Annotated in this window: 13 protein-coding genes; 5 read left to right on the forward strand and 8 right to left on the reverse strand. The window is 38.9% G+C overall.

What is annotated here, in order from left to right:
* Nucleotides 1-224: 224 nt before the first annotated feature.
* From ABFC98_05355 to recJ, 7 genes are read right to left on the reverse strand one after another with little or no spacing between them, the layout of a single operon-like run.
* A complete protein-coding gene (locus tag ABFC98_05355; GenBank protein ID MEN6445454.1) occupies nucleotides 225-1001 on the reverse strand; it encodes an N-formylglutamate amidohydrolase in 777 nt (258 codons plus the stop codon).
* Nucleotides 998-1657, reverse strand: coding sequence for a hypothetical protein (locus ABFC98_05360; protein MEN6445455.1), 660 nt, complete (start codon nucleotides 1655-1657; stop codon nucleotides 998-1000). Before ABFC98_05360 ends, ABFC98_05355 begins: the two co-directional genes overlap by 4 nt.
* 13 nt (nucleotides 1658-1670) lie before the next feature.
* Nucleotides 1671-2516 (reverse strand): glycine--tRNA ligase subunit alpha, encoded by an 846-nt coding sequence (locus ABFC98_05365; GenBank protein ID MEN6445456.1) that lies wholly within the window; start codon nucleotides 2514-2516, stop codon nucleotides 1671-1673.
* Nucleotides 2513-2908, reverse strand: coding sequence for a MerR family transcriptional regulator (locus tag ABFC98_05370; protein MEN6445457.1), 396 nt, complete (start codon nucleotides 2906-2908; stop codon nucleotides 2513-2515). Before ABFC98_05370 ends, ABFC98_05365 begins: the two co-directional genes overlap by 4 nt.
* Nucleotides 2905-4410: an apolipoprotein N-acyltransferase gene (lnt, locus tag ABFC98_05375; protein MEN6445458.1), complete on the reverse strand. Its 1506-nt coding sequence runs from the start codon at nucleotides 4408-4410 to the stop codon at nucleotides 2905-2907. The genes ABFC98_05370 and lnt overlap by 4 nt, the downstream gene beginning before the upstream one ends.
* Nucleotides 4411-5247, reverse strand: a complete 837-nt coding sequence (locus ABFC98_05380) for a hypothetical protein (protein MEN6445459.1) — start codon at nucleotides 5245-5247, stop codon at nucleotides 4411-4413.
* Between the two features lie 4 nt (nucleotides 5248-5251).
* A complete protein-coding gene (recJ, locus tag ABFC98_05385; protein MEN6445460.1) occupies nucleotides 5252-6973 on the reverse strand; it encodes a single-stranded-DNA-specific exonuclease RecJ in 1722 nt (573 codons plus the stop codon).
* Between the two features lie 267 nt (nucleotides 6974-7240).
* Here recJ and ABFC98_05390 point away from each other — a divergent pair, with 267 nt between their 5' ends.
* From ABFC98_05390 to ABFC98_05400, 3 genes are read left to right on the forward strand one after another with little or no spacing between them, the layout of a single operon-like run.
* The gene (locus ABFC98_05390; protein MEN6445461.1) at nucleotides 7241-7375 is read left to right on the forward strand and encodes a hypothetical protein; all 135 of its coding nucleotides are present in this window, start codon (nucleotides 7241-7243) and stop codon (nucleotides 7373-7375) included.
* Nucleotides 7372-8139, forward strand: coding sequence for an ABC transporter ATP-binding protein (locus tag ABFC98_05395; protein MEN6445462.1), 768 nt, complete (start codon nucleotides 7372-7374; stop codon nucleotides 8137-8139). The genes ABFC98_05390 and ABFC98_05395 overlap by 4 nt, the downstream gene beginning before the upstream one ends.
* Nucleotides 8140-8150: 11 nt before the next feature.
* On the forward strand, nucleotides 8151-10301 hold the full coding sequence (locus ABFC98_05400) for a TonB-dependent receptor (protein ID MEN6445463.1): 2151 nt from the start codon (nucleotides 8151-8153) through the stop codon (nucleotides 10299-10301).
* 834 nt (nucleotides 10302-11135) lie between these two features.
* Here the strand turns inward: ABFC98_05400 and ABFC98_05405 are convergent.
* The gene (locus ABFC98_05405; GenBank protein MEN6445464.1) at nucleotides 11136-11258 is read right to left on the reverse strand and encodes a hypothetical protein; all 123 of its coding nucleotides are present in this window, start codon (nucleotides 11256-11258) and stop codon (nucleotides 11136-11138) included.
* 1034 nt (nucleotides 11259-12292) lie between these two features.
* Between ABFC98_05405 and ABFC98_05410 the strand changes: the two genes are divergently transcribed.
* A complete protein-coding gene (locus ABFC98_05410; protein ID MEN6445465.1) occupies nucleotides 12293-12556 on the forward strand; it encodes a hypothetical protein in 264 nt (87 codons plus the stop codon).
* Between the two features lie 12 nt (nucleotides 12557-12568).
* Nucleotides 12569-15310 (forward strand): FlgD immunoglobulin-like domain containing protein, encoded by a 2742-nt coding sequence (locus ABFC98_05415; GenBank protein MEN6445466.1) that lies wholly within the window; start codon nucleotides 12569-12571, stop codon nucleotides 15308-15310.
* Nucleotides 15311-15575 lie beyond the last annotated feature (265 nt).

Raw genomic sequence — 15575 nt, forward strand, 5'->3', positions numbered from 1 at the left:
GTTACGGAAGTGTTAGAGAAGCGTTAGTTAATCCATTAGGAAACAAGTATTTGGATAACCGAAATCGATAACGGCAACCTATATGGCTAACACATTCAGATATGAAGGGTTATCTTATTTTGGGAAACGGGCTAAATTTTTCTTTGTCCATTGAACATCAGGGTATCGTTTACAGCAAATTGGGTCAAAATTGTTTTCTAAAAATGTTTTCAGCCCCTTTCATTTCACTTAGGCAGATCTTCCATCCACTGAAAAACAGCAGTTTGGAAAATATCTTGCAGCTGCAAATAAGCGGGTAAATGCAATTCTCCGCTCCATTCATCCATAAATATTTTTTTAAATTCCACTGCCAAGCAGAGCACATTTTTGCCATAATAATAATTTACCCATTGGGAAAAATAGCCACCCGAAAATTTTACATCACAGCGGCAATCCAGTTTTGTATTCAAAAAAGGTCTGCCCTGTAGCAGCAAACGGAGTTTTTCAATGGCGGGATATTCACTTTCGGGCAGGTTATTTCTACCCAAAATAATATCAGGATTCTCGTTTTGCGGGTCGAGAATGGCGCTGGGTCCTTTTCTATGGTGATTGTAACTATGCAGATCCAGAATAATCAGCTTTTCGTGATATTGTAGCAAGCGGTCAATTTGGTAAAAAGCGGTTCGATAAAATGTTTCATAAGCTTTGATAAGGGTTTCGTATAATTTCTGGGGAAGAGGATTTTTTCTCACCTTCAAACCCCAAGCATCTTCCGGTTTTTGATAGACGGTTTTTTCGGGAGAGCGGTTCAAATCCACTGCAAAACGACTGGTTTGCACAACTACATTATTGCTGAAACATTTGGCAAAACCATCTGTAAATGGGTCTTCTTCGCGCAATCTGGTTGCTTCATCCACACCGCAACCCCGTAAAATTTCCAAAGGGAGAAAATGTCCGTTATGAATGGCAAAAGCAAGTAACGGCAATTTACTGTTCGCTATGGAGATATCAGTGTAAATCATATATCAATGTTTTCTAAATACTGCATAATCTCTTCTAAAATGGCAAGAAATTGTTGAACATTTTTCAGATCGGCTTTTTTGCCGGAACCCCAGTCAAACATTGCCTCGATTTTCACGCTGATAATCTGTTCCGTTCTTGTGATCATTTCTTCCATTGAGGCAGGAACAGAGCCATCTTTCAGATAACAAATACCTTTTAAAACAGGAACGATATTACTAAAAGTCAGCAATAAAATATTGGCTAATTGGGCAGGGCTATTTTTCTGCTCCAACACTGTCAAACGGATAAGCAGCCATTTGCTTTTTATTTCGCGTTCCATTTGCAGACGCAAATCAGTGGGATTAAACTGTAAAGATTTTAAGATATCTTCCTTAACGAAGAGATTTTGGTAATTGGCGGTTACGATATCCAAAAATTCCAAAGGATAGGAATCCAGTGAACTATTCACAAACTTGCGGTTGATTAACAAAGGAAAACGCAATTTTCGCTGATTGGCATAGTTTCTTAAAGCATCCAAGGATTCCAAAAGATGGGGAGGATCCTGTTCTAAAATAATTACGCACTGCGGTTGAAAATCTGTATAAACGGCTACCTGTAAAAGGTTATCCTGAATGCCAGTTAAAGTAGGCATAACTTCTGAAAAATCACGAGTCATCTCAACTCCTTTTTTAAGGATTGTATTTGGTTAAATAAATATTGGCACAAAGTCGAGCCAAATTACGGATGCGAGCTATATAACTTGCTCTTTCCGTAACACTTATCACTCCTCTGGCTTCCAATAAATTAAAAGTGTGCGAACAATGGAGCAAATGATCGTAGGCAGGAAAGACCAATTGCTTATCCAACAGCGAATTACACTCCTTTTCAAAGTCCTGAAACAGCTGAAATAACAGGTCGGTATTAGCCATTTCAAAATTATAGGCACTGAATTCTTTTTCGCGTTCATAAAAAAGTTCCGCATATTTGGTGGTTTCGTTCCAAATCAAACTTCTATAATCGTCAACATTTTGAATATACATTGCCAGGCGTTCCAAACCATAAGTAAGTTCTACGCTCACGGGAAAGACATCAATGCTGCCAACTTGCTGAAAATAGGTAAATTGGGAAATTTCCATTCCATCCAGCCAAATTTCCCAGCCCAAACCTGCGGCTCCTAAAGTTGGTGACTCCCAGTCGTCTTCTACAAATCTGATATCGTGCTGAGAGATATCTATTCCGATGGCGGACAAACTTTTTAGATATAAATTTTGAATGTCCTCCGGAGCGGGTTTGATAATTACCTGAAACTGATAATAATGTTGGAAGCGATTGGGATTTTCTCCATATCTTCCATCTTTGGGTCGGCGGCAAGGTTGAGGATAAGCAATGGCACAAGGTTTTTTTCCTAAGGTTCCAAAAAAAGTGAAAGGATGAAAAGTTCCCGCTCCCATTTCCACATCGTAGGGTTGAACTAAGCAGCAACCCTGTTTTGCCCAATAATTTTGCAAAGTGAGAATAATATCTTGAAAGTTCATTTTTTATCCTGTTGAAATTTTTTACAGGTCTGTTGAATATGGACTAAATCACTTTTCAAATCCTGTAACAGTTCCGTAATTTCGGGTTTTATTTCTGATGTCTGTATTAAAGAAATGGCTTTCTCGTCAAGACCTTCTTTGGCAATTGCCTGCAAGGTTTTTCTTTCCTGTTTGATTTTCTGTCTTGCCCCTTCAATCGTATAGCGTTGATTATAGAGCAAATCATAAATTTGACGGAGTAAAAGGACCTGCTGTTCACTAAATTTGCGGATGCGTCCTGAGTTTTTTTTGGACTTCAGCCCCGGAAATTCACTTTCCCAATAGCGAATTACATAGGGCTTAATGCCTAATAAATTACTCACTTCGCCGATAGTATAATAATATTTTTTCATAATGCCTCGCTTTTAGGTTTCCGATAAAAGAAACTGAAGAGGAAAAGTGCTGCTGAAAATATAACCAAAATCCACGGATATTTGGCAATATAGTGGTAAACCGGTATTTTGGGACAGATATAGAGAGGCGCCGACAAATTGGTTATTTCAAATAGCCCTGCTTTCGCTAATATCCTGCCCATAGGGTCCACAATCAAAGAAATGCCTGTATTGGCACTACGATAAATCTGGATGCGGTTTTCCACAGCCCTAAATTTTGCCATCAAGGAATGGAGCCAGGGACCGTAAGAAGTTCCAAACCAAGCGTCATTGGTGATATTAACCAAAAAATCGGCTTTTTTCCATTTGCCGGTCTCTTTATCTTTGCGAATAGCCATTTTTTGGTGAAATTCTGCAAAAGCCAGTTCGTAACAAATAGAAGGAGAAAATTCCAAACTGTCCGTTTGGTAGTAAGCAGGCCCATTGCCAAATTCCCAATTTGCCTGGCCAAATTGTAGTTTCCATAAGAAAGGAAAAACATTTAGCCACAACATTCTTTCCCCCACCGGCACCAATATGTTTTTATAATATAATGCAGGAATCGAGCCATCCGGTTTGAAAAGAGCGGCGGCATTATAATATAATTCGTCATTGATGCTATTTTCCGGTGCAGTAGTAAAATGCGGAAAACCGGTAAAAATTTCCAGCTGATATTTTCGCATCAGACCTTTTATATATGATTGCGCAAAACTATCATACATTAAGTAAACCGGCATCGCCGCTTCCGGAAAAATAATCATACGCGTGGAATCTTTGGAAGCATTGGCACAAAGAACTTCATAACGCTGTAAGATTTGCCGATAAGCTTTATCGTCCCATTTTTCTTCCTGAGGGATAGAGGGCTGCATAACGGTTATTTTCGGCTCCTGTTTTTGCAGTGGCAAATAATTTAGACAGTATATGCCATAGCCAATCCAAAGCATAAAAATGCCAACAATGTAAAATAGACATTTGGTCTTCTTGTTAATCAGGACTTCGTAAAGCAAAACATTAATCAGCAAAATGAGCAAAGAAAGCAGAATCACTCCCCCCAAATCCGCTGCCTGAATTAAAACCGTATAATCGGAAAGCGAATAGGCATTATTAAACCACGGAAATCTGGTTTCACCAAAGTTTTGCAAATACTCAAAACTGAGCATCACACTTATAAAACCGGGGTAAAAAAGCCAGCGGGAAATTCCGCTTATCCTCTTAATGGCATAAAAACAAAGCCAGTAATAAAGAAAATAAACGATGGCAATCCCAATTAAACCGAAAAAAGTAACTCCCGCTATCCAATACATAACTACCCCGACATAAACAACGGAAAAAATAGCTCCCGCTTGCCAGAGTTTTACTTTTTTCCGTTCCAATACAAATAAAAGCGGAATCCAACCTACAAAAACCAACCAACCCAAATGCAAAGGTAAACGGGAAAGCGAAAGCAATAACGCCGAAAGTAAAATCCAAAGCAAAGAAGGCACTCAATCCACCTGATTATAACTTATTTTTAAAATGCGGATTTCTTCGCCTAAACCTAATGCTAAGAAATTGCCATCGATGCTCATTAATACATTTTCCTGTCCGATGGGCAAATAAGCGGGACTATTTAAACATTTTAACATCCCTTCATTGTAACAAATGCCGTTATTGAACAGATCATATACCACTTGCCCGGATTCGGTTTTGATGAATTGGCCTAACCCAGAAAAAATATGGCTTTGATTGCTGTCTTTAGCATAAGCGATCAGATAATCGTGATTGCAAAAAAGCGAATTTACCTGCTGCAATTGAAATCTGCCAAACCGATTTTGCTCGCTTCCGTCTATGCCTGAATAGGCAATAATTTCTCCGCTGGCGGAATCGAAAATATACAAATCCTGATCTTGATACAAACAAAGGCATTTGGGTTGCACGCCACTCTTCAGATCTATGCTGCCACTTGGTTTGCCGTCCGAACTGAATTTTTTCACGCTTTTGGCGGAAGAATCCAATACATACAAATAATTATCACTCGTCAAAGCCATATCTTGCAAAAATTGAAAATTAACTTTGGAGCTGCCTAAGCCGCCCAAAACATTTTTCAGCTCTCCATTTTGAAAGATGTAAATCTCCTGATTTTTTTCACTCATTGCATAGAGAGTATTGCTTTGAGAATGATACAGAATTTTATCTACCTGCTTGCCGAGAGAGATAGTTTTAATTAAACTGAAGTAATCAATAGTCATCGGGGCGCGCTGATTTATGCCGGCGCAGGCAAAAATAGCTAAAAGCGATACAGCTAAGGCAAAAATTGCCAGTAATAACAACATATTTTTCATAGTGCTAATCCTTCCCAATTTGCAAATCCTTCAATTTACCTTGAATAGATAGATTGTTACCAAAACGGTTATATTCCAAAGTATAAGCGATGTCCAATCTGCCATTTTTTTTCAATAACGGCAGATAATCACCCAAATTATAACCAATTAAATCAAAATAGATGCCATCTTTCACCACTTTCAGTTTCAGATGGTTTCTGCCGACATTATAGGGATAACTTGCTATGATAACATTTTTGGTTACAAAAATAGGACGCATATTTTCGGGACCAAAAGGCGCAAAACGCTCCAGGGCATCCAATAAAGTATTGTTGATGTCATATAGTTCCAGCTCGGCATCAATTTGTAAAGGGGGCTGAATTTGTTCCAAAAGCAAATGCTCAGAAACATAGCGAGTAAGTTCATTTTCAAACCTATCCAAGTATTCCTGATAAATAGTTAAACCGACGGCATATTTGTGGCCGCCGAAACTGTGCAAATTATGCTCCGTTTGTTTTAACGCTTCAAATAAATCAAAATCTGCCACACTGCGTCCTGAACCGCTGCCAAAACCATCTTTGAAAGAAATCATAATGACGGGACGATAATATTTTTCTACCAGCTTGGAGGCAACGATGCCTATAACTCCCGGATGCCAGTCATCGGAAGAAATAACCATACAGGGTGTATGTTGGAGGTCTTTATATTTATTTTCAATGATGGTGCTGGCTTCCAGAAAGGTCTTTTGGTCTTCCTGTTGGCGCAAAGAATTTTGATGTTCAATAATTTCCGCCAGTTCCATACTCTTGGCTTCGTCTATGGAAATTAATAATTCCACGGCATCGGATGCACTTCCCATTCTGCCCGCGGCATTGATTCTGGGGGCAATGCCAAAAACAATGTCAGTTGTATCCAAGGTTTTTTGATTTAAACCGGAAATTTGCACTAAGGCATTCAAACCCAAGTTCTTTTTTTCAATTAAATGCTGCAATCCAATGGAGGCAAATATCCTATTTTCCAAAGTGAGAGGGACAATATCGGCAATAGTTCCAACCGCTACAAGATCCATATACTTAAGCTTATTTTCCGCCGTGTCTATGGCAATTTTTTGATAAACCGCCATCAGTAATTTGTAGGCAACTCCCACTCCGGCAAGGTGTAAATAGGGATATGGAGTTCCCGGCAGTTTAGGATTTATAATGGCATAAGCGGGAGGAAGTTCATCTTTGGGATTGTGATGATCGGTAATGATGATTTCCATTCCCAAAGCATTTATGGCATTGATTTCTTCAATGGCATTCACGCCACAATCCACACTGATGATCAGCGACGCACATTTATCTTTTAAAGTGTCCAAACTGGCTAAAGATAAACCGTAACCATCTACCATCCGGTGTGGAATATAAAAATCGATATTGGCTCCAATGCGTTTCAGTCCCAAATATAAAAGTGCGGTAGCAGTTGTGCCATCAACATCATAATCGCCATAAATGAGTATTTTTTCCTTATTTTCTATCGCTTTTAAGATCCGCTGAACCGCTTTTTCCATATCGGGAAAGAGAAAGGGATCATATAATTTATCCATCGAGGGCTGAAAAAATTCCTTTACCTCGGCAGAGGTCTTAAAGCCCTTCCGATATAACAATTCAGCCACTAAGCGAGGCAATTTGAATTCTGCGCTCAAACTTTCAATTTCAGGAATCGGTTCCTTACTTGATGGAGTTGGTATCAGCCAATTCTTATTCATCGTTATTGCCTTCATATTTTATATTCTCTCGGTTATGGAACAAGCAGCCCTGTATAATGATAGAACAAATTCTTAAAGACCTTTCGTCCATTATAGCTTATAAGTTCCTTAAATATAAAAACCTAAATCGTGTAAAGAAATATTTTCACTGCCGGCATCGGATCAAGCTCCTTTTTTCATTCCGAAAATAGATATCTTGCCATATCCTTATTAAACCAAGCCATCCAGTTCTTCCTAATTTACAAACACTGCTCCCATTTATTTAAAATGATTTTTCAGAAGGTTTTCATTAAAGCGGGCAAAAATAGCTACCAGATGTCCATTTTCCGCAAGGAGGTTGACAAATTAATGGAAAGCAAAAAAACTGCTTATGTAAACAGTTTGGAACAGGATAAAAAATGATAGAATTACAAAATGTAACCTGCGGTTATGAGAATTTCCCGGTTTTGAAAGATATTTCTCTGCAAATTGCAGAAGGGGATTTTTATGCCCTTTTGGGTCCGAACGGAGCCGGAAAATCTACTTTGCTCTATACTATTATGGGCTATTTGAAACCTTCTAAGGGCTCAATTACCATTTTGGGAAAGGATATAACCAAAATAAAGCGTTCCTGGCTGGCAAAACAGCTTGCCTTTGTGCCTCAAGAAACAAGTTCCGAATTTGATCACACAGTGCAAGAAACGGTTTTAACGGGTCGCTATCCCTATTTGGGTTTATTACAGTCCTATAGTTCCGAAGATTATGAAGCTGTGGATGCCGTTTTGGCTAATTTGAAATTAACGGAACTAAAACATCGCTGGCTTTCTGAAATCAGCGGAGGTGAAAAACAGAGGGTTTTAATTGCCAGAGCGTTAGTTCAGCAGACACCTTTTATTTTGTTGGACGAAAGCTTGTCCCAACTGGACATCAATTATCAGATAGAAATAATGGGCATTTTAAAATCCATTCACAGCAAGGAAAATAAGACAGTTCTAATTGTTTCGCACAACTTAAACTTGGCGGCTAACTATGCTGAAAGTTTAATTTTCTTGAAAGAGGGTAAACTATTGGCTGTGGGGAAACCAGAACACTTGATGCAAAAAGAGACACTGAAGGATTTATTTAGCGTGGAACTGGATATTATGCAAAATCCCTATACGGGCAGACCTAACATTATCTATCCGTAAGCGTTTGATTTATGAGATGCCGTCAGTTTTTATCCGTTTTCGTTCTTCTACTTGGTTTCGTATCTCTTCTGGAAAGTATCAAAGTATCTGGTATCGTTACAGATATAGAAGATAGACCTTTGGAAGCGGTTCGCCTGATTAGCGGCAAAAAAACTACGCTGAGTAAACAGAATGGCAATTTTAGCATAGAAGTTAGCGATTCTTTATCAGTCAGCCGTTTGGGCTATCAAAACCAAACACTCTCCGTAAATGAAATAATTGCTCTCCCCAAAGACAATGAAGGAATCCGGATAAAATTACAAAGCAAACCAGTTCAATTATCTACCTACCGAGTATTTACTCAACCAATGGGAGAAAACATCGCCCCTGCGGATATCGTTACTTTGCCCATAGACCCCGATAAACATTATAGCAGTGCTTCGGAATTGATTTCACAAACATCTTCCTTTCAAAATTCCGGCACACAACTAAAAGGCGAAGTAGCCGAAATAAACATCTTGGGAAATATCAGCCGACACACTTTAGTTTTACTGGATGGCATCGCGATGAATACTTTAGGCGAGCCCTTTGATTTTTCTCGCCTGAATATGGATAACATAGAAAGCATTGAAATCGTGAAAAACAATGCCAGCGTTTATGGAGGCGGTTCTGCCATTGGTGGCATAATAATGATCACTACCAAACAAGGCGCTGCCCTAAAAACCAATCTGGAAAGCAAAACGGAATTTGGCTCTTACGGCTATTTTATGCAAGATCTGTCGCTAAGCGGTCTCAGCTCGGAAAATTCTTATCGCCTCTGCCTTAATGTCTATGATGCCAATAACGATTTTCCCATTAGGAAAGGAGAAATGATTCCGGAAGATAGCGAAAACATCCGCCAAAATAACAGTAAACAACAGCTCTCTTTTTCCGGTGCGTATTCAACTCGCCTTGCCAAATTGCTGACCAGCTTTTCAACTGACTTTGTAACTTTTCAGAGGGAACTTCCCGGTCCGCTGAATTTTGCCGATTTATATTACAAGGCGTTTTTAGAGGGTTCTTCGCTGCGTCCTCAAATTCGCCTTTCCGCCAATTTTGGCAATTTTGCCTGGCAAAGCAATAACTGGCTAATCCACGATGAAACAAATTATGATAATACGCAGTCCTTAATTGAGGGCTTTTCCCAAAAATATGAACAAAAAAATGACAACTTTGGCATAAAACAATCTCTCAGCTATGATAAAGATGCTTTCCAAGGGACATTATCTGGTGAATATGCTTATAATCGCTATCGCTATCGGGATTTAATTAACCCTCAGCAAGGCAAGATTAATTATCTTAGAAATCAATTTGCGCTTGCCTTAAAACTTAATCAACAAAAGGAATTTGCCTGGCTGATTGTAAATAACGGTTTGGCAGGTCGTTACGATTATATAAAGGGTGAAGATGAATTTAGTGGTCGGCTGGAATTTTCCGTTCGCAATTGGGGAAATAATTATCTGGAAACGGGAGCCACCATTGGCAATTCTTTTGCTCTGCCTTCGCCTTTTGATCTTTATTGGAAAGGGGATTCTCAGACCCTGGGCAATCCAAATCTTAAAAGTGAAAAGGCAACGGGCTATCAGATCTGGATAAAAGGCAATATTCCTAAAGCAACGCTAAAAGCGACTTTGCACCAAAACAAAATTAAAAATCTGATTCAATGGCGGCAAGTTCAAATGTATGGTCCCGTCTGGAAACCGATGAATATTGGGAAAGCAACGGTTCGGAATTTGGAATTGGAAGGAAATTGCCAACCGCTTAAACAATTGGAACTTACCGCTTCCGCCGTTTTTACGAAAGCTAAGGATACTACCTATTATGATTTTGCCGATGCACCCCAACTTATGTACCGACCTGAAGTTCTCTATTCTTTTGCCGTCGATTGGCAGCCGGGGCTTTTGCACTTTTGGACAAAATATAGCTTCACCGGAAAACAATGGACTACTCCCGATAATTTGATAGACCCCATTTCTGCTTATGCTTTAGTGGACTGCGGATTAAGCTTGCATTGGCAAAAAGATAACTGGAAATTTACCCCCGCCCTCTCTATCAAAAACCTTACGGATGAAAACTATATGGTTCACGCTTATGTCCCTGAACCCGGCAGAACCTTTTATGCCACTTTGCAAGTGAATAAATAGCTTTTTATGCCACTTTGCAAGTGAACCGATAACTTTATATGCCAGTGTCCTACAGAGCAGATAACTTTTTTATGCCAATTTACAACTTAGCAGATAGCTTTTTCTTGCAGAAACATCTTTAGAGAAACTAAATTAAATTTACGCATCTAACCATCGCACACCATTTTAGTTATAACCCGCCCATAAACGAAACGATATTTGTCCTTCCCTAAATTATTTGAGTAGTTTATCATATTTGAGAAAGTAACTAAGATAATTTTAGGGTAATGCAAATTTTACAAAAAAGAACTTGACCTAAATTAACAAACTGAAAACTATGCAATTAGACGCTAACTTTACATAGATTGTGAGAAAAGAGGATAATAAAATGTCCTTGGAAGAAGGTAAAAACTGTTTCTACAATTCATCAGGAATTTCCCTCTATTAAAAAAATCCGAAAAATGGAACCACATAGTTTAGGGACATAATCAGCAAATGAGGTGCTGAATAAAAATCGTCTAAAAACCCTGTAAACATTAAGTTTGTTGGCAAACTTCAGTTTATTTGCCAAGTAAGGATTGGTTAGTTCATTTTCTTCCAAACTTTAAAATTGCGGATTGGTATTATGTATCATCCTTATCTATTTACCTGTCATCAGGTATTTGCTACTTTAGTATAAACTGCATATTGGATACGAGTTTGGTATTCGTCCTTAATTGAAAGCGTCAATCAAGTATTTATCACTCCTTAATCAAGCGTTTATTATTAACGCTTGATTAAGGTATGTTAAAAGCTAAATTAATGGATTTGGGCAATGAATATAGGATACAGCTATATTAGGATGTTATTTCTATTTTAACTCACAATTTTTCGGTTTGGAAACCAGTCGTAGAGCGGTTGTAAGTGATAAAGTTCTTGGGATGTGGTTTTGGTGAAGGCAGGTGAAAATTGTAAGTCAAAAGCTTCCGCCGTATTCATTGTGACTTTTTCGAGGGGCTTACGCCTCCATCGCTATGATCGTGTCGCCCTTTGGGGGGCTTTAATAAGTTCTTGATAATTAGTAATTAAAAATCAATCCTCTTAATCCTGAAATTCTTAAATCCTCGTTTCTAAAACCCATACCTGAAATCCTTGTTTCTAAATCTGTGTAATCTGTGAGAGAGGATAATCCAAAGGAAGAACGACGTCCTCGTCGTTCCCCTTACAACCAAGTTATGTAGTTCCCACTATATTCTATAATGGCCTGATATCTTATTTGTTGTGGTTGACGAGGACGTCAACCCTCCATTATTTCTATGCCTTGTGCATATCCTGGTATATAAAAAATCCTTAAATCCCCAAAATCCTGTTCATCCCAGACCTATTATCATCTTAAATCTGCATCATCAGCGTAATCTGCGTGAAAATAAATCTGTGCAATCTGTGTAATCTGTGAGAGAATATTTTACAGGAATGAACGATTTCCTCGTCGTTCCCCTTACAACCAAGTTATGTAGTTCCCACTATATTCTATAAAAGCTTGATATCTTATTTGTTGTGGTTGACGAGGACGTCAACCCTCCATTATTTCTATGCCTTGTGCATATCCTGGTATATAAAAAATCCTTAAATCCCCAAAATCCTGTTCATCCCATACCTATTATCATCTTAAATCTGCGTAATCTGCGTAATCTGCGTGAAACTAAATCTGTGCAATCTGTGCAATCTGTGAGAGAGGATAATCCAAAGGAAGAACGAAATCCTCGTCGTTCCACTTACAACCAAATTATGCAGTTTCCGCTAAATTTTAGGATGGCCTGATAGTTTGTTTGTTGTGGGTTGACCAGGAGGTCAACCTTCCTGCCAGAATTGGCGAAATAATATCTTGTGGGTAACTAATCCTCGGCATAATTGTCAAAAAGTTCTTGACAATAATTTGGCTTTGATAACCGTAGATATTGTAACTGCCCAAAGCAGAGGCAATAGTTTGTTGAATAAGGATAGGATATAGAACAGATAAGGATTTTATGAAGATGCAAAACATCATCAAATCACTTGAAATTAGCGATAAAATTACCGGCAGAGCCGTCATAGCCGATAAAGCATTTTATCCTTTCGTCACAAAACGAGAGTTTATTTTTGATTTATTCTTTAAGGCGCTTATCTTGAGCAAGCAATTACTTTTTATAGTTTTATTCGGTCCGTTTAGATTGATGCAGGAAATCAGGCCAAAAGCAATCAGCGGTTTAGTTCCTACCCTGGTTAAGGAAAATAAATTTTTACTACTATCAAATTAGAAAGGAGAAATGATGAAAAAATCACTAATTATTCTGTTCATTGTTTTAGCGATGAGCAGTTTTCTCTTTGCCACGGAGTATACCATTATAGATGGCAGCTCCAATAGTAATCATATTCCCGTTAACGGAAGTTCCAATTATGGATGGAGCCGATTTATTTTTACAGCAACGGAGATGAGTAGTGCTGGAATAACCGGTTCATTTACAATTTATTCCATCGCTTTTAAGGTTAACAATGATGTTTCCGATTACACTATGGATAATCAGAAGATTTATTTTGCTTACAATTATAACAGCACTTTATCTAGTTCAACCAGTTATCCCAATCCCGGAGGCAGCAGTTCATTTACGAAGGTTTATGATGGCAGTATAACTTTTGCCGGGCCTGGTTGGATGGAGATAATTTTAACCACGCCTTTCAATTTTACCTGGGATGGTTATGTGGGCTTAGATATTGTTTGGGAAAACAGAGATGGCAGCAAAATCAGCAGTGGTTATCCCAAATTTTATTATGCCTCTAAAAGCAATATGGCGGTTTACAAAGAGTCCGGAACCGGAACTACTTTTCCAACCAGTGCTGGAACTACTTCCAACAATCATCCCAGCTTCAAAATTATCACTCCGCCAACGCAAGCGCCCAATCCTGCCATAAATCCTGATCCAGCAAATCTTTCCACTGACATAGCGATTGACAAATATCTTAAATGGTCCAGCGGAGGTGGTGCACCAATTAGTTATAAGATCAATTTGGGAACGGATAATCCTCCTACCAATATTGCCTTAAATCAAGTGGTTGCTACTACCAAATACACACCGACAAACAGATTCAATTACAGTACTACTTATTATTGGCAAGTGATACCTGTTAATATTATCGGTGAAGCGCAAGATTGTCCTATCTGGAGTTTTACCACAGTTGCCGATCCTTCCATTGTCACTTTTCCTTATCAGGAGAGTTTTGATGGCGCTGTTCCACCCAATAGTGATTGGTTAACAAGAACCGGTGTTTTACAAGACCCCGTTTCTTTAAGCCCCTCCAGTTTATGGGAACAAGATGACTGGCTGAATGTAGCCGGAACGGATAAAGCAGCCAAATTAAATATTTGGGGTGGAATTAACGGTTGGTTGATATCTCCGCTATTTAATATTCCGGACGATACCTATTATCTTTCTTTTGATTTGGCAGTGCTAAAATATAATCAAACCCCAACCGGAACACCTCCAGTTTATGCTCCGGACGATAGAATTGCCGTTTTAATTGGTGATGGATATAGCTGGTCCACAGCCAATATTGTGCGTGAATGGAATAATACGGGTTCTGCTTATGTTTATAAAGATATCAGAATCAGTGGAGAAAAAGCGGTTATTCCTTTGGCAGGACACAGTGGTCATTGTCGATTTGCCTTTTATGTTGGTTCAACAATAACTAATGCCGATAGTGATGTTATGATTAATAATATGGAAGTTGCCGCATTCAGTAATCTTCCCTTAGCTGCCCAAAATCCAGTTCCCAATAATGATACCCAAAATGTAGCTACCGATGCAAAACTGTTTTGGGATGCGGGAGCTAATGCACCTGTTTCGTATAAACTATATTTTGGCCAAACCCTTCCGGGAACACCTATAGAGTGTTTATCGCCACATTACGCTCCTTCAGCTTTAGCTTATGGAACAACATATTTCTGGAAGGTGGTTCCCGTAAACCCAATTGGGGATGCCATTGAATGTCCTGTCTGGAATTTTACCACCACTGGAACAACTACGGTTGGTGCCGGAACTGTTACCATCAATGAAGTTCCCATCAGTCCCAGCGTGGAAATTTCCGGTTTGGAAGGTGAAACAGTTATAAATGCCGTTGCCAGTTATGCCCCGGATGGAATTGGTTTACCCAATGCCGGTTTAGTAATTCAATTAAGCAGTTCGGGAGTAAATCTAACTGGAAAGCAGATAACCATCAATCACCAGCTTGGCTTCATTCCTACGCAGATTGCTTATCGTATATTACCAAATGAAACATATCACATAATTTCCAATCCCGGAACCTGGACAGCCACCATCATCAGTTTTGTGTTGGAAGCCAAAGCCGATGGCGATGTTGATATCGTTTTCCCTTTAGATGCAGAATCTACATTGCCCGTGGAGCTTTCCTATTTCAATGCCATCTATTCTGCGGAAGGATATGTTTCCGTAAACTGGGTTAGCCAATCGGAGACCAATCATAGCGGTTATAACATTTTCCGCAGCGAAGATAGAACACTGGTAAATGCTATTCGGATCAATCCTCTTTTAATCGATGAAGGAACCGAAAATGGCACTCAAATTAGCTATAAATATATAGATAATGAATTTGAAGCCAATATGATCTATTATTACTGGCTGGAAAGCATCTCCCTAAACGGTGAATCAGAATATTTTGGGCCCCTCTCCGTTAAAACAAACGCTGGCGGTTCTTATCCTGAAACGCCTGAATTGCCGATTGTAACGAAATTGTATAATGCCTATCCCAATCCCTTCAATCCAAATACTGTCATCAGTTACAGTATCTCTGAACCGACAACCGTAACGATAGACATTTACAATGCCAAAGGACAAAGAATTCGTTCATTTTCCCATAGTCATACTTCCGCTGGAACATATAGAACCAATTGGGATGGTAAAGATGACACTGGAAAAACAGTTAGTAGCGGTGTATATGTGTATAATATGAAAGCTGGCAACTTCCAACAAAACAAAAAGATGCTGCTAACTAAGTAAAACTCTGAAAACAAATTGCCTTTTTAGCAATCCCGGGTGCAAATGCCCGGGATTTTTTTTAGCTATTGCTTGTTTCGCCTATTTCACTCTTCTTCGGTTTCAAAACAGGGTTGCCGTCTATTTTATCATCTCACTATTTTATTTTACCATCATAATTTTGCGGCACTGGCTTTCTCCTTTGGTTTCTAAACGCACAAAATATATCCCGCTGGCAAGAGAACAGCCCTTAGCATCAGTTCCTTTCCAGAGCAAAGTATGATGACCT

This window comes from Candidatus Cloacimonas sp. (assembly GCA_039680785.1).
In the GTDB taxonomy this organism is placed as follows: Bacteria; Cloacimonadota; Cloacimonadia; order Cloacimonadales; family Cloacimonadaceae; genus Cloacimonas.